Raw genomic sequence first — 25,375 nt, 5'->3', positions numbered from 1 at the left:
CATGGATGAATACGCACAGTTACTTGCGCCAATCCGCCAGTTTCTACAATGTGAAACGCCTGATTTATGGGTAGAAAAGGCCAGTTTGCCTGAGAACTTGCCCATTATTTTAAAAGATCATCTGTTATGTGAATTAAAAGCTGCGCAAAGTGCAATGTTTTTAATTCGCAAGTACGCTGTCGATAAAGAAAGTGCAGCAGTGCTACTTGAATGGTTTAAACCTTATGAATCATTTGCTTATGACAGGGTTGGTGACATCCATACATTAAGAAACAAAAATCAGGTTTCTAAACAAATATTGGCAAAAAAACAGTCACCTTATAGCCAAGATTTAATTGATAAGATGGTCTTGCTGATCAAAGAAGAGCTTCATCATTTTTACCAAGTTTTAGAGATTATGCATGAGCGTAATATTCCATACGATGGCATCACTGCGGGGCGTTACGCTAAAGGGTTGTTAAGTCATATCGACCCACACGATCCAAAAACCTTAGTTGATAAGCTAATTATTGGTGCTTATATCGAAGCACGTTCTTGTGAGCGCTTTGCTAAACTAGCCCCATTTCTTGATGAACCGCTGGCAAATTTTTATATTTCGTTATTACGCTCAGAAGCTCGCCACTATCAAGATTATTTGCACTTAGCACAATTAATTAGCAAACAAGATATTACTGAGCGAGTTAATTATTTTGGCACTATTGAAGCAGAATTAATTTCGACACCTGATGATGATTTTAAATTTCATAGCGGACTCCCCATTAACTAAGTTCATTCTTTATTACTCATAAATAAAAGGCCCCTATAAACCTTAGCTTATAGGGGCCTTTAGCTATCTAATTAACACCTTACATATTAAATAGCGACTCTAGGGTCAACTCTTCACCATGTAAAATATCCTTTAATCGCTTTAAACCTTCAACTTGGATCTGGCGAACACGTTCTCTTGTTAGCCCAATTTCACGACCAACTTCTTCCAGAGTCTCAGCTTCATAGCCTAAAAGCCCAAAACGTCGTGCCAAAACCTCCCTCTGTTTTGGGTTCAATTCATATAACCACTTAACAATATTATCTTTTAAGTCATTATCTTGAATTGTATTTTCTGGACCTGAATCATTATCATCAGACAATACCTCAAGCAAAGATTTCTCTGAGTCCCCTGCAATTGGTGTATCAACAGATGTGATACGTTCATTTAAACGTAACATCCTACTGACATCTTCAACAGGTTTATCTAGCTGCTCAGCGATCTCTTCGGGGCTTGGCTCATGGTCCAACTTTTGGGCTAATTCACGTGCAGTACGAAGGTAAATATTGAGTTCTTTAACGATATGAATAGGAAGGCGAATAGTTCGAGTTTGGTTCATGATAGCGCGTTCGATCGTTTGACGGATCCACCACGTTGCATACGTCGAGAAGCGAAACCCTTTTTCAGGATCAAACTTTTCAACTGCGCGAATCAACCCAAGGTTCCCTTCTTCAATCAAATCGAGTAATGCAAGGCCTCGATTATTATAACGACGTGATATTTTTACAACGAGACGAAGGTTGCTTTCTATCATACGCTGTCGTGATGCAATATCACCACGCAATGCACGTCTTGCATAGAAAACTTCTTCTTCTGCTGTAAGGAGTGGTGAGAACCCAATTTCACTAAGATAAATTTGAGTGGCATCCAGAACACGCTGATTTGTGTTCTGGAGTAAATCCATTTCGTCATCTAGCTCAGTAACCAGATCCTCTTCTTTAAACTGACTCTCGTCAAAAGTGTCATTTAAATTACTTTCATCGAGGTCATTATATAACTCGTTAACTTTCAGCGAACTTTGGCTCATCAGTGACTCCTACCCTAGATAATGCGGACAGAATGTCAAAGCACTCTGCCCAGTTTATCGTTGCGGCAAATAGCGCAACGGGTTTACTGATTTTCCCTTGTAACGAATTTCAAAGTGTAATCTAACTGAACTGGTTCCAGTACTACCCATAGTCGCTATTTTTTGACCTGCAGTGACGTCCTGCTGATCACGCACAAGCAATGTGTCATTGTGAGCATAAGCACTTAGGTAGTCATCGTTATGTTTTATAATTATTAGATTTCCGTATCCACGCAAAGCATTACCTGCGTAAACGACTTTTCCTGGCGCAGCAGCGAGCACAGCTTGACCACGAGAACCGGCTATGTCTACCCCTTTGTTCCCGCCTTGAGCGTCAGAGAAACCTTCAATCATTTTCCCATCAGCTGGCCAACGCCATTTTATTGACGAATTATTTGTGCTACTAACTGCGGTAGAAGCGGTTGTTGTCGAGGTTGTTGTTGTCGTTGAAACTTGCGTTGCAGGTTTCTTATTATTAGGCAACATCTTACCTGAAGTTTGACCACCACTATTTGCAGGATACTCATTAGTTGTTCGAAGATCAACCGCTTGCTGATGACTATTTGATGAATTTGCGGCTAATTGAGTGCTCGAGTTCACATTTGTGTTACCAATATTAATAACCTGTCCTACATTGAGGCTGTATGGTTCTGGAATATTGTTTCGCGATGCTAACTCACGGAAATCATTACCTGTTAAGTATGCAATATAGAATAACGTGTCACCACGCTGAACCGTATAACTATTGCCACTATAGCTACCTTTTGGAATACTGCCATAGTCGCGGTTATAGACAATCCGCCCTTCACCATTGGTTGTTACCGGTGCTGAGCTACGACTTACAGGTTGTGTATTTGAATTATTCGATATATTAGGACGAGACGACGGCATTGCCGTGCTCATACCCGTATTTGGTGACGAGGCCGGTGTCGTCCTTTGCACCGTTTGCTGGCGAGACTGACTATCATTCACACTCGAAATAGGTGCTGCTGTATGATACGGTGTAGAACAACCAGCCAATAGCGCTCCGCTAAATGAAAAGATGACGGCCCATCGAATTCTGCTTATAGGGCTAACAATTTTCATGCTTCTTCTCCCGTGAAGAAAAATCTGACGTGACAATTCAAAACAATGTCAGCAATAGAGTTATCATAAAATATTTCACTTATTAAAGCAGAAATACAAAATAGTGAACAAGTTAAATATATTAAAAATATAATAAATTGAGAGTATGACCTAACGGTTTAAGCTATTCTCTCAAATTCAGTTGGGTAAAGTATCATATTTAGAATGGTTTTACTGCTATTTGAGTTAATGAAACCTTTGCAATGATATTTTATTTAAACCCATTATAAAAATAGTCAGGCTTTTATTAAATACCATTGCAAGTAGATTAAAGAAGATCGCCAGCGATCAATGGGACAAAACGAACTTTTTCGATAACATTTGTATGGTAATCATTACCTCGTCGGGTAATTAGCTTTAGTGCTTGTTCTTTATCACCGACAGGTAGAACCATTCGCCCACCGTCTTTTAATTGCCCTAATAGCAGAGTCGGTATTTCTGTTGGTGCTGCGGTAACAATGATGGCATCAAAGGGCCCTTTTGATTGCCAACCTTCCCAACCATCACCATGACGAGTTGAAACATTGTGTAAATCAAGTTGCTTCAAGCGCCGTTTGGCTGCCCATTGCAAGCTCTTCACCCGCTCAACAGAAAAAACATGCTTAACCAAGTGGGCCAATACTGCGGTTTGATACCCTGAACCTGTCCCTATCTCAAGAACGTGATCATCCGGTGCTAAAGCCAATAGCGCTGTCATTTTAGCAACAATATACGGCTGTGAAATAGTTTGCCCATGACCAATAGGTAATGGGATATTGTCATAGGCTTTATGGGAGAGCGCTTCATCCACAAACCGTTCCCGAGGAACAAGTGAAATGGCATCTAATAGGCGCTCATCGTGAATTCCCTGTTGGCGTAATTGAGCCAAAAGTTCTTTCATGAGCCCTGTTTTCATTTTACTGACACTCCTGATTTTTCGAGCCACTCTTCCACTAATGAGTGTGCTTTATAAGCGGTTAGGTCAACTTGTAATGGCGTAATTGAAACATACCCATTTTGCACAGCCTCAAAATCCGTTCCAGGACTGGCATCACGGATCTCCCCAACTGGCCCTAACCAATACAATGTATTCCCTTTTGGGTCCTCTAGGCTATACACCTCAGAGGCAGCATGACGGCTGCCACAGCGAGTGACTTTGATACCTTTAATTTCTTCGTACGGGATATCTGGTACATTTATATTTAAGATATTCCCTGCACGCAATGGGTTCTTCTGTAAGAGCGCAAGAATATCGCATGTCACTTTAGCCGCACTTTCATAATGCGTTTCCCCATCTAACGATACCGCAATTGAAGGTAAACCTAAGTGACGGCCTTCAGTTGCCGCTGCAACAGTACCTGAATAAATAACATCATCCCCTAAATTAGGGCCGCAGTTGATACCAGATACAACAATATCAGGGCGTGGACGTACCACTTTATTAACCCCAATATAGACGCAATCCGTTGGCGTTCCCTCTTGTACAGCAAGGTCACCATTACTTAGCGTTTGAATTTTAAGTGGTTTATCTAATGTTAATGCATTCGAAGCCCCACTACGATTGCGATCAGGCGCAATCACCTGAACATGATAATATTGGCGTAGCGCTGCCGCAAGAGTTTGAATTCCCGGCGCATTTACCCCATCGTCATTACTCAATAAAATCTTTAGCATCGACATTATCCTGCCCATTTTGATTAATAATTTCTCTCACAACACTGGTCGCAAAACAACCCGAGTTTAAGAAAAAATTCAGTTTTACCGTCGAGTCGTCCAACCATTCCCATTGTAAGTTTTGGGGTTTAGTTATCACCGCTCGTCTAGCTGGAGAAACTCGTTCACGCTGCATTAAAGAGATAAAAGGTTGATAATCAACTAAACACTGAGTTTCAAATGCCAGTGCTTCATCCTGAGTACCCAACTCCCCATCACCCGGTAATGGCGCGGTAATGCTTAATTCGTTGGACTCCAGGCGAGGTTGCAATGTAGCAAACTCATCTTGTGTCGCGACAAACCAACTTCCCCTGCCAGTTAATTGCAATGCGTCTCCCAACATCACGTGTTGAGCGGTATTATTTGCAATACGTTCGCTTGCCACATAGTTAAACATTGCACTACGAGCAGCTGAAAGATAGAAGCTACGCTTGTTGCGTTCACGCACGTTGATTTCTTGGTTTGCCCAACGTAACGCTTGCGTTAAATTTTGTCCATCACGCCCAAAGCGTTGTTCACCAAAGTAATTAGGCACCCCTGTTAATGCAACTTTCTGTAAACGCTGTTCAACATCTTTTGCATCCGAAATATCACGCAACGTTATTTCAAACTGGTTTCCTTTCAAGGAACCAATACGTAATTTGCGTTTTTGCCGAGTGACAGCCAGTATTCGGCAGCCTTCAAGTTGCCAAGTCGAAAAAACAGGCGTTTCTTTACCTGGCATTTGCAGGCAAAACCACTGCTCCGTTACTGCATGCCTATCTTTTAAACCTGCGTAACTGACAGCTCTCGCTGAAATTTTAGCAAATTTTGCTAGTTGTTCAGCAACAAACACTGTATTACAGCCTGTTTTTTCCACACGAACCATAACGTGTTCGCCTTCGCCATCTAGCTCAAAGCCTAAATCTTCTTTGACGATAAAATCTTCAGGGACACTTTTTAACGTGCCAGAAGATAATGGCTTACCATGCAGGTACTGAACATTCATTACTTTCATTACTATTATCTTTTATTAAAAGAACAACCGCAGCACAGGCAATGCCTTCTTTACGCCCCACAAAACCGAGTTGCTCTGTTGTGGTCGCTTTTGCATTAACATCATCCATGTGGCACTCAAGATCTTCGGCAATATTCACACGCATCTGAGCGATATGTGGCAACATTTTTGGCGCCTGAGCCATGATAGTAATATCAATGTTACCAATGCGATACCCTTTGGCACGCACATGGCAAAATGCGTCTCTCAATAAAACTCGGCTATCGGCTCCTTTATATGCAGGGTCAGTATCAGGGAATAATTTACCAATATCCCCCAGTGCAGCAGCGCCGAGAATTGCATCGGTTAACGCGTGTAAGACCACATCACCGTCAGAATGCGCGAGCAAACCTTGTTCATAAGGGATACGCACGCCACCAATGATGATAGGGCCTTCGCCACCAAATTTGTGTACGTCAAAACCGTGTCCGATTCTCATTTTTTTTCCTTAGTTGTTCATTCTTGAAAGATAAAATTCCGCTAAAGTGAGGTCTTCTGGGCGTGTCACTTTTAAATTATCAGCGCGGCCAGCAACTAACACCGGTTGGTGGCCGCAATATTCTAGCGCAGAAGCTTCATCGGTGATCACTGCGTTTTCTTTCAAGGCTTTACTTAGACAGTCCCGTAATAATATTAACGGAAAAAATTGTGGCGTAAGGGCATGCCATAACGCTTCACGTTCAACTGTGTGGTCAATTAATTGGCCAGCTGTTGAACTACGTTTCATGGTATCGCGCACTGGGGCAGCGAGGATCCCACCACAACAATTTTGTTCCGCTGCTAATTGAATAATTTCATTTAAATCTGATTGATGAAGGCAGGGACGCGCGGCATCATGCACTAATACCCAGCAATTTGAAAATTGGGGGTTAGCAATTAAAAAATCCAGCCCCGCTAATACTGAATCAGCACGTTCTTTGCCACCAACAACCGTCGCCACCCGAGGGTGATTAGAAATTTCAAGCTGTTGAAAATAATCATCTTCTGCACTCAACGCAACCACAATTTCTTGCACTTTATCATTTTCTAGTAATGCGCTTATGGTGTGCTCAATGATTGTTTTACCTGCAACCTGCAAGTATTGTTTTGGGCACTCTGCATTCATACGGCTACCTACCCCAGCAGCAGGAATCAGTGCAACAATTTGCGGGAGATTATTTTGTGGGGCATGGTTTGGATTTGTCATTGTTGAATTCTTACATCAGAAATTATCAGGCTAATGGGTATACTATTTTGACATCATATTACTGTGTCTATTTCTGGTTATTACTTTCTTTAACCATTCGATAAAATGACTCTCCAGGTTTGATCATCCCAAGCTCTGTTCGGGCTCGTTCTTCAATCGCATCTTGGCCATCATTTAAGTCGTTGATTTCAGCGAATAGCTGTTCATTACGCATTTTTAAACGCGAATTTACAATTTCCTGAGCGGCGACATCATCTTTGACTTGTACGTAGTCATGTATGCCATTTTTGCCTAACCATAAGGAATACTGTAACCAAGCTAATATCGCAATTAATAGTAGCGTTAATTTACCCATCTTGCCCCCTGAAATGATTTGCTAATCATCCCATAACTCAACGATTGACGCTACTGTGATACTAAAATTGTGATAAAAAGTCAGATTAAGTCGGGTTTGAATACGCAAAATACCGCCTTATTTTACCATCGGATAAAATAAAGGAGGTATTTAAGCTGTATTAATAATCTAGCTGAATGACATGATTGCGCAATAAAAGCGCAATAATTTGGGAAAGAGAATCCGAAATGGGTTGTTGTCCATCCAGATGCAACTCAGGCTGTTGAGGTATTTCATAAGGGGAATCAATCCCCGTGAATTGTTTTATTTTTCCTTCCCGCGCTTGTTGATATAACCCCTTGGGGTCTCGTTGTTCACAGATACTTACGGGTGTATCCACGTACAACTCAAAAAATTGCTCGGGTTCAAACAAGTCACGAACTTTCTGTCTATCCGCTTGGAAAGGCGAAATAAATGCTGTCGCAACAATTAACCCTGCATCGACCATTAACTTCGCCACCTCCCCCACTCGACGAATATTTTCTTGCCTATCGGCCTCATTAAACCCTAAATCACGGCATAAACCATGGCGAATATTATCGCCATCCAATAAATAGGTTTTCATTCCCATGGACGTCAATTGGTGCTCTATTGCCCCTGCTAATGTCGATTTCCCAGAACCGGATAACCCGGTGAACCACAACACAGCACCTTTATGGCCATTATTACTTTCACGTAATTGGCGAGTTACTTGGTGTTGGTGCCAAACAATATGGTTGTCTTTTGTCATCCGTATTATTTCCCACCCAATACATCACGCGCACCCCAATGTGGGAAATGGCGGCGTACTAATTTGTTTAGCTCAATTTCAAACTCACTAAAATCACTGGATTGTTCAAAAACAGGGGCTTGTGTTTCGCGAACTAAACCCGCGCCAACCGTCACATTTGTGAGCCTATCAATAAAAATCATTCCGCCAGTGTCTGCATTGCGTTGGTAGTTTTCCAGTAACAATGGCTCATCAAAGGAAAACTCGACTAAACCAATTCCATTCAACGGCAGCTCTGTCGCTACTTTCTGGGTTAAATTATTGATATCAACTTGGTATTGAATATTTTCCACTTTTGCCCGACTGCGTTTTCCCGCAATTTTAATATCAAGTTGTTGGCCTTGAACTAACGGCTGTTCAGACATCCACACGACATCGACAGAGGCATGCTGCGTCGTTTGTAAGGTTTCATTTTGTGCAACAATTAAGTCGCCACGACTAATATCAATTTCATCCTCAAGCACTAATGTAATCGCTTCCCCCGGTACAGCAAAATCTTGTCCCCCTGAAAAAGTCACAATTTCTTTAATTGCTGAAGTGGCGCCTGATGGCAACACTTTGACCTTTTGACCCACTTCCACGATCCCTGCTGATAATGTCCCGCTGTATCCGCGAAAGTCTAAATTTGGGCGGTTCACATATTGCACAGGGAAACGCAAAGCTTGCTCCGAAGCTTTTTGTTCCACTTGAACATTTTCCAATATCGACAATAGCGTATCACCTTGATACCACTTAAAATTATCGCTAGCATTTACAATATTATCGCCATCTAGGGCTGAGATAGGTACAAACCATACCTTTAAATCCACAGGCAATTCCATTGCAAACTTTTGGTAATCCTGCTTTATTTTTTCAAAAATGGCTTCACTGTAATCCACCAGATCCATTTTATTGACGGCAACAATAAGATGGCGGATCCCAAGCAATGTACTAATAAAACTATGGCGACGCGTTTGTTCCTGTACCCCTTTTCGAGCATCGATCAACAAAATAGAAAGTGAGCAAGTGGATGCTCCTGTCGCCATATTGCGCGTATATTGCTCATGGCCGGGGGTGTCCGCAATAATAAATTTGCGTTTTTCTGTTGAAAAATAACGATAAGCCACATCGATGGTGATCCCCTGCTCGCGTTCAGCGGCAAGGCCATCCACCAGCAAAGCAAGGTCAAGTTTTTCCCCTTGAGTCCCTATCCGCTTACTATCACTTTGCAAAGTTGACAGCTGGTCTTGGTAAATTTGGCGAGTATCATGCAGTAAACGGCCGATTAAAGTACTTTTACCATCATCCACATTACCGCAGGTTAAAAAGCGTAATAATCCTTTATGTTGCTGCGCCAATAAATAAGGTTCTACACCACCTTGCTGTTCGATTTGATGAGCGATTGATTCATTATAAACGGCTTGTGCCATGATTTTTCTCCTGACTTTGCGTATTAACCTTGCCCACTAAAAATAACCTTGGCGCTTTTTCAACTCCATCGAAGCGGATTGGTCGCTATCAATCAGCCGGCCCTGTCGCTCACTCGTCGTAGAAATCAACATTTCTTCTATAATCTCAGGCAGCGTTTGTGCTTCTGATGGCACAGCTCCCGTCAGTGGCCAACAACCTAATGTTCTAAAACGCACTTTTTGCTGACTAATGACTTCACCTGCTTGTAGGTCAATACGGTTATCATCCACCATTAACAAAGTGCCGTCCCGCTGAATAACTGGCCGTTCTTTTGCAAAATACAGGGGAACAATATCGATGTTTTCCAAATAGATATATTGCCAAATATCGAGTTCTGTCCAATTTGATAGCGGGAAAACACGAATACTTTCCCCTTTATTGACCTGCCCATTATAGTTATGCCACAGCTCAGGCCGCTGGTTTTTAGGGTCCCAACGATGAGATCGATCACGAAAAGAGTAGATCCGCTCTTTTGCGCGTGATTTCTCTTCATCACGACGAGCACCGCCAAATGCAGCATCAAAACCATATTTATCCAAAGCCTGCTTTAAGCCTTCGGTTTTCATAATATCGGTGTGCTTAGCACTGCCATGTACAAACGGGTTGATCCCTAGCTTTTCCCCTTCAGGGTTACGATGAACAAGTAGCTCAAAACCATATTTTTCTGCTGTTGCATCACGAAACTCGTACATTTCACGAAATTTCCATCCCGTATCAACATGTAAAAGAGGAAATGGCAGTTTTCCCGGATAAAATGCCTTGCGTGCTAAATGCAGCATCACAGAGGAGTCTTTACCAATAGAGTACAGCATGACTGGGTTAGCAAATTCGGCGGCAACTTCACGAATGATATGAATACTTTCTGCCTCTAACTGCTGTAAATGAGTCAATTTTTTGTCGTTCACGATAGCCCCTTACTTAAGCCAGTTCCAATACGGCACTGCGCCATCTGATGTCTTCGGTTTGAGAACCAAACCACGCGAGTTGTTGGTGTAATGCAGCCACTTCACCAACCACTATCAAAGCAGGAGCGGGTGCCTGCTGTGCTAATACTTCAAGCTCGTTTAATTTGCCAGTCACTACTTTTTGTTCACGCCTAGTGCCACAGCCGATAACAGCAACAGGGGTATTTTCAGCACGGCCGAATTGAATCAACTGTTCGCTGATTTTCGCAGCCTTTACGGTGCCCATATAGATAGCTAACGTTTGGTTCCCTCGAGCAAGCGCTTGCCAATCAAGTTCCATTCCATTCTCACGGCAATGACCCGTAATAAACGTAATGCTCTGTGAATGCTCACGGTGAGTCAGCGGTACCCCCGCGTAAGCGGCTGCACCAATCGCCGCGGTCACACCTGGAACCACTTGAAATGGGATCCCCGCTTGTACCGCTACTTGTAGCTCTTCTCCCCCTCGTCCAAACACAAATGGATCGCCACCTTTAAGGCGCACCACTTTTTTACCTTGTTGAGCAAATTTCACGATCAAAGCATTGGTTTCTTCTTGGGAAACACTGTGATTTCCTGCGCGTTTCCCAACACAAATTTTGTCAGCATCGCGACGAACCAGTTCGAGTATTTCTTCACTCACCAGATGGTCATACAAAACCACCTCTGCACTTTGTAAAACTCGCAACCCTTTTAACGTGAGTAGCCCCGCATCCCCCGGACCGGCACCGACTAAGATTAATTCGCCATGGTTATCCGGCTCATACAATTGACGTTCCAATTGTTGTTCCGCTTCACTGAATTGCCCTTTTTCGACTAGCGAAGCAAAACGTCCACTGAAGCTTTTTTCCCAGAAGCGCTTTCTTTCACGCATACTCGTTAGTGTTTCTTTGACTTTATGACGCCAGCGGCCGGCTATTTCCGCCATTTTTCCCAAGGAGGTTGGTAGCATCGTTTCCAATTTTTCTCTAAGTAAACGAGCCAAAACAGGTGCTGTTCCTCCCGAAGAGATCGCCACTATCACCGGAGAACGATCAATAATAGAAGGTACAATAAATGAACATAACGGTTGGTCATCAACCACGTTAACGAATATTTTCCGTTCATTAGCGTCATAGAAAACGGTTTCATTCAGTAATGCATCATCTGTTGCTGCGATAACTAAAAAAGCATCATCTAAATGAATAGATCGGTAATCTTCAGCTAACCAAACAAATTTATTTTGTTGGTGCTCCGCTTGTAACTGTGTACATAACGTCGGTGAGATGATCACTAAGTCAGCTTGTGCTTTTATTAGCAATTCTGCTTTTCGAGCTGCGACCACACCGCCGCCAATTAACACGACCTTTCGTGCGCGGACATCGACAAATAACGGTAAATAATCCATCTTGCTCACCCATCGTTATATAAACTGATTATAAGAAATATAAAATTGACTATATGGTTTCAAACAACAGGTTTGAAATGACAAAAAGCTCTTTCTTGTAACTGAAAGGAATAAGCCAAATAACCATCACAAACCCGATGAAAAATCTATAAATACAAATAAAAAATAGAACTTAGATTAAATTTAACAAGTTAACTAATTACTGATTTAATTTAATGATTAGCTTGGAATACTTTTTTAAATACAAAAGTATTCCTTTGTAATTAAACAAATATTTTATTAATTCAGTGATTATTTATTTATATTCAAGACCCTAAATAATTCGAGTTGCACGTAGCCAACAACGCTGCGGCTTGAATTATAACTAAATTAATACTCTAAATAATTCGAGTTACATGTAGGCGACAAGCGAAGATAGCCGATGAGCATACATAAGTATGTGATTCGGCTAGCTGAGCGCAGTCAACACCCATGTAACTTGAAGTATGACGAGTATTTAGTTTTCATGCAGCCCGCACTCACGCTTTAATCCAAAAAAACGCGTATCTTCTTCATTCATTCCCTCTTCCCATTTGCGAGTTGTATGGGTATCACCAACCGATAAATACCCTTGCTCCCACAGAGGATGATAGGGTAAATCATATTTTGTTAAATATTCATAAACTTGCTTATTATTCCAATCAATCACTGGTAAAACTTTAAAAATGCCTTTTCCGATACCTAGTACAGACAAATTTGCACGGCTTGCTGATTGTTCTCGCCGTAAACCTGAAAACCAAGTTTGTGCCTGTAATTCATGTAACGCGCGTTCCATTGGCTCAACTTTATTCAATTGGTTATAACGCTCAATACCATCAAGCCCTTGCGTCCAAAGTTGACCATACAGCGCTTCTTGCCAAGCTGGCGACTGCTTTGCTCGATACACCTGTAAATTTAAATTCAACTTATCTGTTAACGCCTCAATAAATTGATAGGTCTCTGGGAACAAATAGCCAGTATCCGTTAAAATAACTGGGATATTAGGCACAATTTGCGTCACCATATGCAACGTCAGTGCCGCTTGGATACCGAAGCTGGAAGACAATACAAACTCTGTGGGTAAGTATTCAACTGCCCACTCAACACGCTGTAATGCATTCATAACTTCTAATTGGGAATTAAACTCAGCGAGATAAGCGACTTGTTGGGGCTTATCGAGTGCGGTGAGTGTTGCTAGCTCAAGTCGGCTCATACCGCCTCCTTAACCTCATAAAAATCGACGGCTGAATTCAATACTGGTTTTACGACATTGGTGCGAATAAGGAAATCGCCAAACCCTTCGTCAGGCAAGCGTGCCTTTGCCCAGTCACCGATTAACTCATCTAAAATGGTTAGAATTTCCGCACTGCTAATGTTTTCACGATACATACGTGGAATACGAGTACCAATGCGATTTCCACCTAAGTGTAAGTTATATCTATCAACAGCTTTACCGACCAGCCCAACTTCTGCCAACATCGCTCGCCCACAGCCATTAGGGCAACCCGTTATCCGCAAAACGATATGTTCATTGGCCACTTGATGAGAGGCCATGATACTTTCCACCTGACTAATAAATTCAGGTAAAAAGCGTTCTGCTTCCGCCATCGCGAGCGGGCAAGTTGGAAATGATACACAAGCCATGGAATTTTCACGTTGCGCCGTTATGTCATCACTCATTAACCCATGAGATCTGGCAATCGCTTCGATTGCCGCTTTTTCACTTTCAGGTACACCCGCTACAATTAAGTTTTGGTTTGCCGTTAAACGAAAATCACCTTGATGAATACGCGCAATTTCAGCCACACCGGTTTTTAATGGCTTGTTATCTAAATCAATTAATCGACCATTTTCAATAAACAATGTTAGGTGCCAGCGGTTATCAATCCCTTTGAGCCAGCCAATTTTGTCACCACGTTCAGTGAATTGATAAGGCCGAATGGGCTCAAAAGTCACACCTGAGCGCCTTTCGACTTCTGCTTTGAAGGTATCGACCCCCACACGCTCAAGGGTATATTTGGTTTTTGCATTTTTACGTTCAGTTCGATTACCCCAATCCCGTTGAGTGGTGACTATCGCTTCCGCAATCGCTAATGTTTTGTCTAATGGAATAAACCCAAACTCACTGGCTAAGCGAGGAAATGTTGCAGTATCCCCATGAGTCATAGCTAAGCCACCGCCCACCAGCACGTTAAAACCGATCAACTCTCCATTTTGGGCAATTGCGATAAAATTCATATCATTTGCATGCAAGTCCACATCATTTAGTGGTGGGATCACGACTGAGGTTTTAAATTTTCTTGGCAAATAAGTTTGCCCTAAAATTGGCTCTTCATCCGTTGTTACTATCTTTTCTTTATCTAACCAAATTTCCGCGTAAGCACTAGTTCGCGGTAATAAATGTTCAGATATTTTCTTTGCCCATTCATAGGCTTGTTGGTGCAATTCAGACTGCACTGGGTTAGACGTACATAACACGTTACGGTTAACGTCGTTCGCCGTTGCAAGGGCATCTAAACCAACGTGACTTAGCATTTGATGGGCAGGCTTTACATCCCCTTTTAGGATGCCATGGAACTGAAATGTTTGCCGATTTGTAATACGTACACTGCCATACAGCGTATGTTCCGTGGCAAACTTATCTATATCAAGCCATTGCTTGGGTGTAATAATGCCGCCCGGCAAACGGCAACGCAGCATCATTGCATGGCGTGGTTCGAGTTTTTGTTCTGCCCGCTCGGCACGAATATCACGGTCATCTTGTTGATACATCCCGTGAAAACGAATCAACAGGAAATTATCGCCTTCAAATCCCCCTGTTAACCCATTTTTTAAGTCATCCTTAATGGTTCCACGCAAGTAATTACTGTCTTGCTTCATGCGTTCACTGTCGGCGAGTTTACCTTCGACAATTAAGGGCTTTTGTTGTTGTTCATTGCTCATTAATAAACATCCCTCTGATAACGGCGCATTACGCGCAGCTCACTTAAAAATTCATCAGCTTCTTCACTATCCATGTTCCCGTATTGGCTGACGATATCTAATAATGCCTGTTCGACATCTTTGGCCATGCGGTTTGCATCACCACAGACATAGATGTGCGCACCTTCTTGTAACCATTGCCATACTTCTTCACCTTGTTCGCGAAGTTTATCTTGTACATAGATTTTTTCTTGCTGGTCGCGGGACCATGCTAATGAAATATGGGTTAATAAACCGTCTTTGACATAGCGCTGCCATTCCACTTGGTAGAGAAAGTCGTCAACAAAATGTGGGTTACCAAAAAACAACCAGTTTTTCCCTGCCGCACCGTCATTGTCACGCTGCTGTAAGAAAGCGCGAAATGGTGCAATCCCCGTTCCAGGACCAATCATGATCACCGGCGTATTGGGGTCTTGTGGTAGACGGAAATTATCATTGTGCTCAATGAATATGCGAAGTTCATCATCCTCATTTAAGCGATCAGCTAAGAAACCGGAAGCGCCACCAGTGCGCGCCTTACCATCAATCTCATAGCGGACAACACCAACCGTCGCATGAACTTCATTTTCTACCTCAGATTGAGAAGAGGAAATCGAGTATAAACGAGGGGTTAGCGGGCGCAGTAAGTCAATAAATTCTTGAGCCGTTGGTTGAGATGCCGCTTGGCGTACCATATCCACAATGGGCGTATTTTGTGCGTAGTGTAAAATAGCGGTTTTATCGCTAATCAATGACAACAACGCATCATCTTTTGACAACTGAGCATATTTTTCGACAATCACAGGGGTATTTTGTGTTAGTTCTAATTGATAAATCAGCGCATCGCGTAGTGAATGGCGCTGTGAACCAATAAAGACTTCTTCGTCACCTTGCAACCACAATAAAGCCACCAGTTCATCAACTAAAGCAGGGTCATTATCGAACCAAATACCTAGCGCGTCACCAGGTTGATAACGTAAACCAGAGTCACCGAGATCAATTTCAATATGGCGAACATCTTTTTGCGAGTCTCGACTGGTGATCTTTTGGTTACTCAGAAGTGATGCTGTTAATGGTGCAGTTTTACTATAAGGTGATGAATGAATTTCATTCACACTTCCTGTTTGAGTCGCCAATAATTGGCTATCACTTTGAGCAGGAACGCGAGCTTTTAAAATTTGTGTGAGGTTTTCAACCCACTCACTCGCAATCGCTTGATACTCAACATCTGCATCAATTCGCTCGGTTAATGGTACGGCCCCTAATGATGCAAGTCGCGAATCGAAATCTTTACCCGCCTGGCAAAATTTTTCGTAAGAGGAATCCCCCAGCGCGAAAACCGCATAGCTGGTTTGTGATAAATTAGGCGCTTTTTTAGAATGAAGGTATTTATACAGTGCAACCGCTTCTTCAGCGGGCTCCCCTTCACCCTGAGTTGACGCTACAATAACCAACACTTTTTCTTGGTTAATTTGCTTGAATTTATAATCCCCAGCATTCACTAAATTCACGCTAATTTTCTCACCAACCAAGCGCTCTCTGAGCTGCTCTGATAGGCGACGTGCATTTCCTGTCTGTGATGCTGAGATAATTGTGATAGTGTCTTGCGTAACTACAGGCGTACTGACCAGTGCATCAACTTGCGTATTTTGATTTACCACTCCCCACAAATAACCAGAAAGCCATGCGAGTTGATGAGATGAGAAATCATCAACGGCTGTCTGTAAACGTGTTAATTGCTCAACAGATATTGGCAGCGCCGCTAATGGCGGCTGTTTTTTTGTCATTATCTTGTAACCCCAGCGTTATTCATCTTTGATTTAAAAAAACGATGCCATGTCATTACCCCAGAAAAGACCGACAACCTAATACCTGCCCATTCCCCCAAATAATTAGGGTAATAAAGCAAAAAATACCGCAGTACCTGAAACATATAGGGTATGCCGTTAGGTTATAACAACCCTAGATAATGGGATAAGAAACGATAGCCATAATTAATAACTAAAAAGCCTAAAGCAATTAACTGATGGATCATATTGATAAAAGCGGTTAACGCTATTTTAGTAATTAAAGATATTTTTACCTAAAAATGCAGTACAATACGCTGTTTATTCACAACAAGGAGCCACATATGAGTACAACAATCTATAAAGATTTCACTTTCGAAGCCGCCCACAAACTTCCTCATGTACCAGAGGGTCATAAGTGTGGCCGACTCCATGGCCATTCTTTCATGGTGCGTTTAGAAATCACCGGTGAAGTCGACTCACATAGTGGTTGGATTATTGATTTTTCCGATGTAAAAGCCGCTTTTAAGCCTATTTGGGAACGCTTAGACCATCACTATTTAAATGATATAGAAGGGTTAGAAAACCCAACGAGTGAGGTATTAGCCCAGTGGATTTGGCAGCAAACTAAGCCTTTACTACCATTATTAAGTGCGGTTACCGTAAAAGAAACCTGCAATGCAGGCTGTGTCTATCGCGGGGAAGCTTAAAAGTTAATGCGCTAAAAAAGTCATATAACAGTAGGGATACACGCTCCTCAGACCGCTGACTTAGCGGCAAGCCCAATAGATTTTTAAATGAGGGGCTAAATCCCTATATCCTCACTTTCGACTCATCACCCATATCAACGCCTAACGCTGCATAGAAAGCCCCCTGACTGCCTTTAATAGGCTAAATTTTAAAGATCCGTATGTTATGAGGGTAAGGTTAAAGCAAGAAATAAATCAGTGACTGACATTTCCCTCTTTAACATTAAGGATATAAAAACATTAATTTGACATAGTGCATCAAATTATAACCTGATCTATTATTTATTATTATTTACTTTTAATAAGGTAGGGAAAATGAATCTATTTCAACAAACACCTAAGTCCAGAAGGCGCTATGGACTAGCAGCATTTATCGGTTTAATTGCAGGTATTGTCTCTTCGTTTGTCAAATGGGGCGCTGAAGTTCCATTACCGCCAAGAAGTCCAACGGATATGTTTAATGCAGCTTGTTCACCTGAAACACTGATTCGTGCAGCGGAACAAATTGACTGCTCACGTAATTTTCTTAATCCACCTTATATTTTCTTAAGAGATTGGTTAGGGATCGCTGACCCCAACGCTGCAGTTTACACTTTTGCTGGGCACGTTTTTAATTCAGTGGGTGTTACTCACATCATATTTTCTATCGTGTTTGCTGTCGGGTATTGTATTGTTGCTGAAATATTCCCTAAAATTAAGCTATGGGAAGGGTTGTTAGCGGGTGCACTGGCGCAATTATTTGTCCATATGATTTCATTCCCTCTAATGGGGCTCACCCCTCCACTTTTCGACCTGCCATGGTATGAGAATGTATCAGAAATATTTGGTCATTTAATTTGGTTTTGGTCTATTGAAATTATTCGTCGTGACTTACGTAACCGTATTACTCACGAGCCAGATCCTGAAGTACCATTAAACCAACCATTTAGATAATTTAAAGCCCCCCAATAAGCGTTTTCCAACTATTGGGGGTTACTGCTACGTTATCGCTATTTTTTTATTGAATATCCAAATACTTATGTGTTTGAATCGATAAACGCCAGTTACGTTGAATGCAGGTTTCGATACACAATTTCGTTGCCGCCGCCTTTTGGCTAATTGGCTGCAATGCTACTACAGGAGAGGCTTCGACAGTACGTAATGCTAAAATTTTCTCAAGTGCCTCAATATCTTTTTCGCGAGCAACAGGGTGTTTAATTTCATTAGCGCGATTTACTGCTTGCCTGATCACCTGTAACCCTCCTTTCATACCGACTTTTGGTGATACGGTAACCCATGTTTTTTCTGTGCATTGAATAGGGTATGTGCCGCTAGTTTCAATTTGGCATTGATATCCATGCTGTTCTAATATCGCAGTCAATGGTTGTAAATCATAAATACAAGGCTCACCGCCGGTAATAACAATATGCTGTGCGCTGAAGTGTTTTTCTTTCATTAATTGAATCAATGCCTCACCGCTTGCCATAGCCCATAAATCTGAATCAATCGTTTTAAGTGCGATATCCCCTAGGGTCGATTCTTTATCTTGTTCTTTTTCCCATGTTTGTTTGGTATCACACCAGCTACATCCAACTGGGCAGCCCTGCAAACGAATAAACACAGCTGGAACACCAGTAAAAACCCCCTCTCCCTGAATGGTTTGGAAGATTTCATTAATTGGGTATTTCATATCACTCCTAAAATAGTTAACTAAGCACACATTATATTGCAGATATCTATCTCACGAACAAGGAAGTTTGTGATAATGTAGCCACCTTAGGGTTCAATAAAGTACGTCCGACTGAATAAACAATACCGAAAGCATATTCGGAACAACATATCGAACGAAGAAAAAGACAGGAAAAGACATGCAAAGTAGTGAACAAAATCAACTCAGAAAGGGGCTGAGTGTTCGGCACATTCGCTTTATGGCTTTAGGGTCAGCGATTGGTACCGGCTTATTTTATGGTTCTGCTTCCGCCATTCAAGCGGCAGGCCCTGCAGTTTTACTCGCTTATATGGTCGGTGGTGCCGCTGTATTTATGGTCATGCGAGCCTTAGGCGAGATGGCTGTGCATCACCCAGTACCCGGTTCATTCTCTCACTACGCTAGCCATTACATGGGCCCCCTCGCTGGTTTTTTAACTGGCTGGAACTACGTATTTGAAATGTTAGTTGTGTGCTTAGCTGATATTACCGCTTTCGGGATGTACATGGGGTTCTGGTTTCCACATGTTGACCAATGGGTATGGGTATTAAGTATCGTGCTATTTATTGGTGCGCTCAATTTATGCCATGTTAAAATTTTCGGTGAAATGGAATTTTGGCTGTCTATCGTGAAAGTCTCCGCAATCATCGCAATGATTGTTGGTGGTACCTTCTTAATGTTCTACGGTTTCGGCCAAGAAACTGACCATGCGGTGGGTATCCAAAATCTCTGGGAACACGGTGGCTTTATGCCAAACGGTATTGAAGGCGTTATTGCGTCCTTAGCCATTGTAATGTTCGCCTTCGGGGGTATCGAAGTAATCGGTATTACCGCCAGTGAAGCGCAAAATCCAGAAAAAACCATTCCTAAAGCAATCAATGCAGTACCTATTCGTATTTTATTATTCTATGGGTTAACACTTTTTATTCTGATGTGCATCTATCCGTGGAACCAAATCGGTCAAAATGGCAGCCCGTTCGTCCAAATTTTTGATAGCCTAGGTATTCAATCAGCGGCAAATATCTTAAATATCGTGGTGATCACAGCAGCAGTCTCAGCTATCAATAGTGATATTTTTGGTGCTGGTCGTATGATGTATGGTATGGCACAAGACAAGCAGGCACCAAAAGTCTTTACCAAGTTAACGAAAAGTGGGGTACCTTGGGTCACTGTGCTGGTGATGTCCGTTGTAATGTTACTCGGCGTGTATTTGAACTACCTACTTCCAGAAAAAATCTTTGTGATTATTGCATCAATCGCAACCTTTGCTACAGTTTGGGTCTGGTTAATGATCTTACTTTCTCATGTTGCAATGCGTCGCCAAATGAGCACTGAAGAAGTTAAAAAACTCAAATTCCCAGTCCCATTTTGGCCGATTGGCCCTGCGCTGACTATTGCATTTATGGTCTTTGTTATCGCATTACTAGGCTTCTTTAAAGACACCCAAGTTGCCCTTCTCGTTGGGTTTGCATGGGTGGCAATATTGAGTGTCACCTTCTTTATCATGCGTAAATTTCAAAAATCTTAATCAACAAAAGCATTTATAAAATAAATTTAAGCCCTATATTTATATGATATAGGGCTTTTTGTTATCAAACGAGTGCTTGCTTAATATCGGCAATCAAATCATCAACGTTTTCTAACCCGACTGATAAACGAATAAGTCCATCACTAATGCCGTACTGCTCTCGCTCCTCAGCGGTGTAAGTAGAATGGGTCATACTTGCAGGGTGTTGAGCCAATGACTCACAATCACCGAGGCTAACCGCACATGAAAATAACTGCAGGTGATTCAAAAACTGCTTACCCGCCTCAAGGCCCCCTTTAAGTTCAAAAGCAATCATCCCTCCAGGTAACTTCATCTGCTTTTGAGCTAATGCGTATTGTGGAAAACTCAGTAAACCTGGATACATTACCTGAGAAACTTCAGATAACGAGGCCAAGTATTCTGCAACTTTCTGTGCATTCTCAACCACCCTTTCCATTCTGATTGGCAATGTTTTCATTCCTCGCAATATAAGATTTGCATCATGAGGGGATAAACAAGCACCAGTCATGTCCTTTAGTCCAACTAATCTGATTTGCTTAGCCAAATCCTCCGTTGTGACAACCGCTCCAGCCATCACATCACCATGCCCATTCATATATTTAGTCAATGAATGAATGACAATATCTGCCCCAAGCTCAAGCGGTTTTTGAATGTAAGGAGTACAATAGGTATTGTCTACTGCCACTAATATTTGTTGGTTATTTGCAAGGTTATATTGCTTAACGATATGGCTCACGGCATTAATATCAACCAAACGCATATTTGGGTTTGCAGGTGACTCGAAAAATATCATCTTTGTTTGTTCAGTGAGTTCCTGTGCCACATTATTAGGGTTACTCATATCAATGTGACGGACTTTAACCCCAAATCGAGCTAATCCATGATGAAAGAATGAGTATGTACAGCCATAAACCGTCATATCAACTAACAGCTCATCTCCAGGATTAAGTAATGTCCAAAGAGTCGATGTTATTGCCCCCATCCCTGAAGAAAATACAATTGCTGCATCTCCCTCTTCTAAATCAGCCAATCGCTTTTCCAGCAAATTCAATGTTGGATTATTTATTCGAGTATAAATGTAACCATTCAATTCGCCGCTAAAACAGGCGGCACCTTCTTCGACATTATTAAATACATAAGTTGAAGTTTGATAAATGGGAGAAGAAAGTGATCCTAAATTTTCGGCTGCATCATAGTAATTGTGTATCACACGCGTATCAAAAGAATATTGTCTATCTAATATCATACCACCTCCGAAATATTACCCCTCTTGGGGTGAAGATAATCGAGAACCCATTATTTGCAAGGTTCGTAAAACGGTACTAATTCCACGTAATGTGTTTGGATCTTTTAATAAAACATACACCGAACGAAAATTTGGATTTTTACTATTATATCTCTCTTCCATTTTTGCCATATTATAAGCAGCGCCTAACTCCCAGACTGGTGCTAAAGTGTCTTCAAATGAATTTGCCAGTTTCTCTACAGTGCTATTATCGGTAATATCAATGAGGTCAGAAATTAAAGAAAGTAAATCAACAATATTATCTAAACGATTCAACTGTAATAAAGGGGCTAATTTTTCGGCGAAATGATCACCCGACTCAGAATTAAGAAGTTCAATTAGTTTACTTTGATTTTCATTATTCGACATTTTTATTTCCTCCTTAAACTAAACCACGAATAGCAGCCCAATAAATACCTCTATTAAAGCCATTTCTTAGTAATCCTCCTAATTTAGTTGGAGGCGTAGGAATAACGTCGTGTTTATAATCGTATTGCAAAGGCATCCCTGCCGTTAATCCCATTTGGGCAACAGCTTGAACTCGCCCATCATAAATAGCTGCAGGATAGCCATAAATTAATTCTCCGCAAATATTATCAGCTATAATTGCAGCTTGATTATGGCAACTTCCACCTGCTTTACTGATCGGTAAATCAACAGTATCACCTATAACATAAACACCATCTACACCATAAACTTGCATAGTTTCGTGATCAGTTGGTAGCCATCCTTCACCATTATTATGTTCACTCAGCCCGGTATTAATAACTGCTTCAACCGCAGTAATAGGAGGAGTACTAATCAGTAAATCAAAATTTTGCTCATCCCCTTCTTTCGAATAAGCTACCTTCTTATCTGGATCAACTTTATCTAAAGTAAACCCTCTTTGTGCTTTAATATTTTTAGCGGTGAATACTTCAGGAATAACTTCACAAACAGGTTGTTGCATGAATAAACAGTTGCGCAATAATTGTGAAACTGTTGGATAGGTATAAACAATTTCAATATTATCCCTAACCCGGCGTTTACGTAAAAACTCATCAATCATTAAAGTTGTTTCCATCGGTGCGATACCACACTGATGGGGGACATTAGGTGTTTCAGGGAATGATACCGTAATAAAAATTCGGCCTTTTTCAATCTTAGCCAGTTGATCAGCTAGCTTTCTCGATGCATCATAAGCATAAAAATGGTTACCAATATCCTTTAAACCTTCAATGCGCTCAGGTTTAGGCACGCAACCTGTCGCAATAACAAGAAAATCATAATTATATTTTTTTCCATCCTTCGAGTTTAGCGCTTTATTTTTAAAATCAAAGTACTCAATTTTATCAATGGCTAACTCTATTTCAGGCCTTAACAACTCTCTTTCTGGGCGACTTAATTCATCTTTAAAGAAGAGATTAAAGGCAACATACATAAATGCAGGTTTATAGTAATGTATTGGATTATCAGTAATTAATGTTATTTTTATTTTTTTGGAAAAAATTTCTTTACTCAATTTCCTGGCAAGTGTATTCGCTAGCATCGTTCCACCAGTTCCACCGCCAACAATAATTATATTTTTCATTACATTAACCACCGTATATATAATTAATTAAGTTTTATACGCTATACCCATCAGTTATAAATATAGCCCATAGAAAATTAATTCCAATACAATAATTAGGGTATAATTTAAAAAATAACAAATAAAACTAATCACTTATATATATATAACCTGAAGAAGAAATTAATTGTGAAAATTATAATTATGGAAATTATATTACATAAAAACAATTTCATTTAATAAGAATAGTGTCCAACAATATCCCAGCGAAAAAGAACGTCCTCCATAATTTGTCCATAACCAATATTGTGCATAATTAAATAATTATGTGTATTGGGGGATTTTATCGAAGTTACAATGCCAATATGAGGCCTACCATTATCTAAACGCCATGAGACAATATCGCCAGGTGTATAATCACTGACACTCTTTGAGATAGGCTTATTTTTCCCTTTACGTGAAAAAAAGACCTCTAAATTAGGCACGCGACGGTGGTCAATATTTGTATCTGGTTTACGTAACCCCCACATACGCTGGCTGGGATATTGGCGAAAATTTGCTTTCATGTCTTCATGAACTAATTTTTGTAGATCAATACCAATTTTTCGGTAGCTGCGTATAACAACATCAGAACAAACGCCGTACTGCTCAGGCACATCACCATTTGGATAAGAGATTTGTCGATAAGATGAGTCATAAATAACTAAACGAGGTAACTGTTCCGCATGTTTAGCTAACAATAAGCTCGATCCATTTGCTATTTGTGCAAAAAAGAAGAGTGTGTACAAAAACGATATTTTCAACCTGATATTCCCCATAAAAATAGTTCATCAAATCTACAATTAAATACCAGAGAAAATAAGGGGAGATAATCTTAATTACTTAGAAAGTGTAAATTTGGTCATAATAGGGTTATGATCAGAAGCATCTGTTGGTAGTACAATGCTGTTTTTAACTTTCAATCCACGATAAAATATGTAATCTAAAGGGCGACCAAAGGCCTTAGTACGGTAATCATCATTAAATGCAATTTCTTTTAAACCAACACTACGAATAAACCGTTTTAATGCATTCACTCGTTGCCTGCTCCATGCATTAAAATCACCCGCGAGGATCACCGGGCCAACATGTTTAGCAATATGAATTCCCAGCTTACTTAATTGCCGAGTATAAACATCCACACCAAAGCTGAAGTTAATTGCATGCACATTCGCTACCATCAAGTGTTTTCCATTTGGTAACGGATAAACCGTAATCAGTGCGGATTTAGCTAGCCGTAAAAGTGGCTCTTTTTCTCTTAAAGGACAGCAATATATCGGATGTGAAGCTGCGAGAGTCATTACTCCAGCAGGGTGAGGCGAGAAAGGTAATGCAGGTACTTGATCAGCAATTAATTTATGTGATGCTGCAAAAGATATTAGCTCAGGTGACATTTGAGCCTCTTGCAGCAAGATTAGTTTTCTATCTTTCACTAATTCGTTAAGGGTGTGTTTCCAATTTGGACGTTGCTGTTTGTAAATATTCCATGTAACCACATCAAGAGTTTCACCCGCTGCAAACAGTGGTAAGCCTATTGGAAGTGATTCACCTAACATATGAACAGGCATCGGCTGAATACGTTTAGCGGGCTCACCTGCAATATACCGAACAGAATAGGTTCTTTTCGCCAAATTTGAGTCCCTATATCACAGAAAAATAATGAAAATCTTACACTTTTTGATTAGTTACTACAGGTAGTATATCAAATTTGAGGTGTTATAGCTTATCAAATTTAACACAACCACTAACTTAACCATGAGGCCTTTAAGCTTTACACTAAAACTTAAAATGGATAATACTGAATTGGTGGCTATTCATACTACTTACTTTTTTATTCTCACTCTATAAATAATATGTGAGTTGTTACTCACTACTTTGTATCCCTCATTAACATTCAA

General features: G+C 41.0%; 25 protein-coding genes. 4 read left to right on the top strand and 21 right to left on the bottom strand.

Features of this window, described 5'->3' with window-relative positions; all coding sequences use genetic code 11:
- Window position 1: 1 nt before the first annotated feature.
- On the top strand, window positions 2-766 hold the full coding sequence (gene miaE / locus PSE60_RS19345; protein WP_272666472.1) for a tRNA isopentenyl-2-thiomethyl-A-37 hydroxylase MiaE: 765 nt from the start codon (window positions 2-4) through the stop codon (window positions 764-766).
- A 79-nt stretch (window positions 767-845) separates the two neighbouring features.
- Here the strand turns inward: miaE and rpoS are convergent, their stop codons facing one another.
- The 15 genes from rpoS to cysJ all read right to left on the bottom strand — a co-directional run bounded on the left by rpoS (window position 846) and on the right by cysJ (window position 16,619).
- The gene (gene rpoS / locus PSE60_RS19340; RefSeq protein ID WP_102140104.1) at window positions 846-1,832 is read right to left on the bottom strand and encodes an RNA polymerase sigma factor RpoS; all 987 of its coding nucleotides are present in this window, start codon (window positions 1,830-1,832) and stop codon (window positions 846-848) included.
- A 54-nt stretch (window positions 1,833-1,886) separates the two neighbouring features.
- Window positions 1,887-2,957 carry a murein hydrolase activator NlpD gene (gene nlpD, locus PSE60_RS19335; protein ID WP_109912008.1) on the bottom strand — a complete coding sequence of 357 codons (1,071 nt, stop codon included), beginning with the start codon at window positions 2,955-2,957 and terminating at the stop codon, window positions 1,887-1,889.
- Window positions 2,958-3,264: 307 nt separating this feature from the next.
- A complete protein-coding gene (locus PSE60_RS19330) occupies window positions 3,265-3,891 on the bottom strand; it encodes a protein-L-isoaspartate(D-aspartate) O-methyltransferase (protein WP_004913875.1) in 627 nt (208 codons plus the stop codon).
- On the bottom strand, window positions 3,888-4,649 hold the full coding sequence (surE, locus tag PSE60_RS19325; protein WP_004260729.1) for a 5'/3'-nucleotidase SurE: 762 nt from the start codon (window positions 4,647-4,649) through the stop codon (window positions 3,888-3,890). Before surE ends, PSE60_RS19330 begins: the two co-directional genes overlap by 4 nt.
- Window positions 4,627-5,685, bottom strand: coding sequence for a tRNA pseudouridine(13) synthase TruD (truD, locus tag PSE60_RS19320; RefSeq protein WP_272666471.1), 1,059 nt, complete (start codon window positions 5,683-5,685; stop codon window positions 4,627-4,629). Before truD ends, surE begins: the two co-directional genes overlap by 23 nt.
- Window positions 5,651-6,163 (bottom strand): 2-C-methyl-D-erythritol 2,4-cyclodiphosphate synthase, encoded by a 513-nt coding sequence (ispF, locus tag PSE60_RS19315; protein ID WP_004260732.1) that lies wholly within the window; start codon window positions 6,161-6,163, stop codon window positions 5,651-5,653. Before ispF ends, truD begins: the two co-directional genes overlap by 35 nt.
- 9 nt (window positions 6,164-6,172) lie before the next feature.
- Window positions 6,173-6,910 carry a 2-C-methyl-D-erythritol 4-phosphate cytidylyltransferase gene (ispD, locus tag PSE60_RS19310; RefSeq protein WP_272666470.1) on the bottom strand — a complete coding sequence of 246 codons (738 nt, stop codon included), beginning with the start codon at window positions 6,908-6,910 and terminating at the stop codon, window positions 6,173-6,175.
- A 67-nt stretch (window positions 6,911-6,977) separates the two neighbouring features.
- Window positions 6,978-7,265, bottom strand: a complete 288-nt coding sequence (gene ftsB / locus PSE60_RS19305) for a cell division protein FtsB (protein WP_004260736.1) — start codon at window positions 7,263-7,265, stop codon at window positions 6,978-6,980.
- A gap of 160 nt (window positions 7,266-7,425) precedes the next feature.
- A complete protein-coding gene (gene cysC / locus PSE60_RS19300) occupies window positions 7,426-8,034 on the bottom strand; it encodes an adenylyl-sulfate kinase (protein ID WP_272666469.1) in 609 nt (202 codons plus the stop codon).
- Window positions 8,035-8,039: 5 nt separating this feature from the next.
- Window positions 8,040-9,482: a sulfate adenylyltransferase subunit CysN gene (gene cysN / locus PSE60_RS19295; RefSeq protein WP_272666468.1), complete on the bottom strand. Its 1,443-nt coding sequence runs from the start codon at window positions 9,480-9,482 to the stop codon at window positions 8,040-8,042.
- Between the two features lie 36 nt (window positions 9,483-9,518).
- Window positions 9,519-10,427 carry a sulfate adenylyltransferase subunit CysD gene (gene cysD, locus PSE60_RS19290; protein ID WP_004913887.1) on the bottom strand — a complete coding sequence of 303 codons (909 nt, stop codon included), beginning with the start codon at window positions 10,425-10,427 and terminating at the stop codon, window positions 9,519-9,521.
- 13 nt (window positions 10,428-10,440) lie between these two features.
- A complete protein-coding gene (gene cysG / locus PSE60_RS19285) occupies window positions 10,441-11,853 on the bottom strand; it encodes a siroheme synthase CysG (protein ID WP_272666467.1) in 1,413 nt (470 codons plus the stop codon).
- A 496-nt stretch (window positions 11,854-12,349) separates the two neighbouring features.
- Window positions 12,350-13,084, bottom strand: coding sequence for a phosphoadenosine phosphosulfate reductase (cysH, locus tag PSE60_RS19280; protein ID WP_272666466.1), 735 nt, complete (start codon window positions 13,082-13,084; stop codon window positions 12,350-12,352).
- Window positions 13,081-14,814 (bottom strand): assimilatory sulfite reductase (NADPH) hemoprotein subunit, encoded by a 1,734-nt coding sequence (cysI, locus tag PSE60_RS19275; protein ID WP_272666465.1) that lies wholly within the window; start codon window positions 14,812-14,814, stop codon window positions 13,081-13,083. The genes cysH and cysI overlap by 4 nt, the downstream gene beginning before the upstream one ends.
- Window positions 14,814-16,619, bottom strand: coding sequence for an NADPH-dependent assimilatory sulfite reductase flavoprotein subunit (gene cysJ, locus PSE60_RS19270; protein ID WP_272666464.1), 1,806 nt, complete (start codon window positions 16,617-16,619; stop codon window positions 14,814-14,816). Before cysJ ends, cysI begins: the two co-directional genes overlap by 1 nt.
- Window positions 16,620-16,963: 344 nt before the next feature.
- Here cysJ and queD point away from each other — a divergent pair, with 344 nt between their 5' ends.
- Together queD and PSE60_RS19260 are read left to right on the top strand one after the other, a co-directional pair.
- Window positions 16,964-17,329, top strand: a complete 366-nt coding sequence (gene queD, locus PSE60_RS19265; protein WP_004913900.1) for a 6-carboxytetrahydropterin synthase QueD — start codon at window positions 16,964-16,966, stop codon at window positions 17,327-17,329.
- Window positions 17,330-17,683: 354 nt separating this feature from the next.
- Entirely contained in the window at window positions 17,684-18,301 is a 618-nt protein-coding gene (locus PSE60_RS19260; protein ID WP_272666463.1) for a YagU family protein, read from the top strand.
- 64 nt (window positions 18,302-18,365) lie between these two features.
- Here PSE60_RS19260 and queE read toward each other — a convergent pair whose 3' ends face one another.
- Complete coding sequence (queE, locus tag PSE60_RS19255; protein WP_210836777.1) at window positions 18,366-19,037, bottom strand: 7-carboxy-7-deazaguanine synthase QueE; 672 nt, start codon at window positions 19,035-19,037, stop codon at window positions 18,366-18,368.
- Window positions 19,038-19,215: 178 nt separating this feature from the next.
- On the opposite strand from queE, the gene PSE60_RS19250 reads away from it, so the two are divergent.
- Window positions 19,216-20,583, top strand: coding sequence for an amino acid permease (locus tag PSE60_RS19250; RefSeq protein WP_272666462.1), 1,368 nt, complete (start codon window positions 19,216-19,218; stop codon window positions 20,581-20,583).
- A gap of 64 nt (window positions 20,584-20,647) precedes the next feature.
- Here PSE60_RS19250 and megL read toward each other — a convergent pair whose 3' ends face one another.
- The 5 genes from megL to PSE60_RS19225 all read right to left on the bottom strand — a co-directional run bounded on the left by megL (window position 20,648) and on the right by PSE60_RS19225 (window position 25,108).
- Window positions 20,648-21,850, bottom strand: a complete 1,203-nt coding sequence (megL, locus tag PSE60_RS19245) for a methionine gamma-lyase (protein ID WP_272666461.1) — start codon at window positions 21,848-21,850, stop codon at window positions 20,648-20,650.
- A 15-nt stretch (window positions 21,851-21,865) separates the two neighbouring features.
- Complete coding sequence (locus PSE60_RS19240; RefSeq protein ID WP_210836773.1) at window positions 21,866-22,258, bottom strand: hypothetical protein; 393 nt, start codon at window positions 22,256-22,258, stop codon at window positions 21,866-21,868.
- Window positions 22,259-22,271: 13 nt separating this feature from the next.
- Window positions 22,272-23,459 (bottom strand): NAD(P)/FAD-dependent oxidoreductase, encoded by a 1,188-nt coding sequence (locus PSE60_RS19235; RefSeq protein WP_210836771.1) that lies wholly within the window; start codon window positions 23,457-23,459, stop codon window positions 22,272-22,274.
- Window positions 23,460-23,674: 215 nt separating this feature from the next.
- Window positions 23,675-24,256: a DUF1287 domain-containing protein gene (locus PSE60_RS19230; RefSeq protein WP_272666460.1), complete on the bottom strand. Its 582-nt coding sequence runs from the start codon at window positions 24,254-24,256 to the stop codon at window positions 23,675-23,677.
- A gap of 60 nt (window positions 24,257-24,316) precedes the next feature.
- Entirely contained in the window at window positions 24,317-25,108 is a 792-nt protein-coding gene (locus tag PSE60_RS19225; protein WP_210836769.1) for an endonuclease/exonuclease/phosphatase family protein, read from the bottom strand.
- Window positions 25,109-25,375: the final 267 nt, after the last annotated feature.

Source organism: Providencia sp. PROV174 (genome assembly GCF_028480685.1).
Taxonomy (GTDB): Bacteria; Pseudomonadota; Gammaproteobacteria; order Enterobacterales; family Enterobacteriaceae; genus Providencia; species Providencia rettgeri.
This window is presented reverse-complemented; position numbering and strand designations above follow the sequence as displayed.

Bases quoted from the DNA above. Each gene is read 5' to 3' on its own strand.
- rpoS (WP_102140104.1), bottom strand. From the start codon at position 1,832: ATGAGCCAAAGTTCGCTGAAAGTTAACGAGTTATATAATGACCTCGAT.
- ispF (WP_004260732.1), bottom strand. From the start codon at position 6,163: ATGAGAATCGGACACGGTTTTGACGTACACAAATTTGGTGGCGAAGGC.
- PSE60_RS19235 (WP_210836771.1), bottom strand. From the start codon at position 23,459: ATGAAAAATATAATTATTGTTGGCGGTGGAACTGGTGGAACGATGCTA.
- surE (WP_004260729.1), bottom strand. From the start codon at position 4,649: ATGCTAAAGATTTTATTGAGTAATGACGATGGGGTAAATGCGCCGGGA.
- ispD (WP_272666470.1), bottom strand. From the start codon at position 6,910: ATGACAAATCCAAACCATGCCCCACAAAATAATCTCCCGCAAATTGTT.
- PSE60_RS19230 (WP_272666460.1), bottom strand. From the start codon at position 24,256: ATGGGGAATATCAGGTTGAAAATATCGTTTTTGTACACACTCTTCTTT.
- cysH (WP_272666466.1), bottom strand. From the start codon at position 13,084: ATGAGCCGACTTGAGCTAGCAACACTCACCGCACTCGATAAGCCCCAA.
- PSE60_RS19260 (WP_272666463.1), top strand. From the start codon at position 17,684: ATGAATCTATTTCAACAAACACCTAAGTCCAGAAGGCGCTATGGACTA.
- miaE (WP_272666472.1), top strand. From the start codon at position 2: ATGGATGAATACGCACAGTTACTTGCGCCAATCCGCCAGTTTCTACAA.
- cysI (WP_272666465.1), bottom strand. From the start codon at position 14,814: ATGAGCAATGAACAACAACAAAAGCCCTTAATTGTCGAAGGTAAACTC.
- PSE60_RS19330 (WP_004913875.1), bottom strand. From the start codon at position 3,891: ATGAAAACAGGGCTCATGAAAGAACTTTTGGCTCAATTACGCCAACAG.
- cysG (WP_272666467.1), bottom strand. From the start codon at position 11,853: ATGGATTATTTACCGTTATTTGTCGATGTCCGCGCACGAAAGGTCGTG.
- nlpD (WP_109912008.1), bottom strand. From the start codon at position 2,957: ATGAAAATTGTTAGCCCTATAAGCAGAATTCGATGGGCCGTCATCTTT.
- cysJ (WP_272666464.1), bottom strand. From the start codon at position 16,619: ATGACAAAAAAACAGCCGCCATTAGCGGCGCTGCCAATATCTGTTGAG.
- ftsB (WP_004260736.1), bottom strand. From the start codon at position 7,265: ATGGGTAAATTAACGCTACTATTAATTGCGATATTAGCTTGGTTACAG.
- queE (WP_210836777.1), bottom strand. From the start codon at position 19,037: ATGAAATACCCAATTAATGAAATCTTCCAAACCATTCAGGGAGAGGGG.
- PSE60_RS19250 (WP_272666462.1), top strand. From the start codon at position 19,216: ATGCAAAGTAGTGAACAAAATCAACTCAGAAAGGGGCTGAGTGTTCGG.
- megL (WP_272666461.1), bottom strand. From the start codon at position 21,850: ATGATATTAGATAGACAATATTCTTTTGATACGCGTGTGATACACAAT.
- cysC (WP_272666469.1), bottom strand. From the start codon at position 8,034: ATGACAAAAGACAACCATATTGTTTGGCACCAACACCAAGTAACTCGC.
- PSE60_RS19240 (WP_210836773.1), bottom strand. From the start codon at position 22,258: ATGTCGAATAATGAAAATCAAAGTAAACTAATTGAACTTCTTAATTCT.
- truD (WP_272666471.1), bottom strand. From the start codon at position 5,685: ATGAAAGTAATGAATGTTCAGTACCTGCATGGTAAGCCATTATCTTCT.
- cysN (WP_272666468.1), bottom strand. From the start codon at position 9,482: ATGGCACAAGCCGTTTATAATGAATCAATCGCTCATCAAATCGAACAG.
- queD (WP_004913900.1), top strand. From the start codon at position 16,964: ATGAGTACAACAATCTATAAAGATTTCACTTTCGAAGCCGCCCACAAA.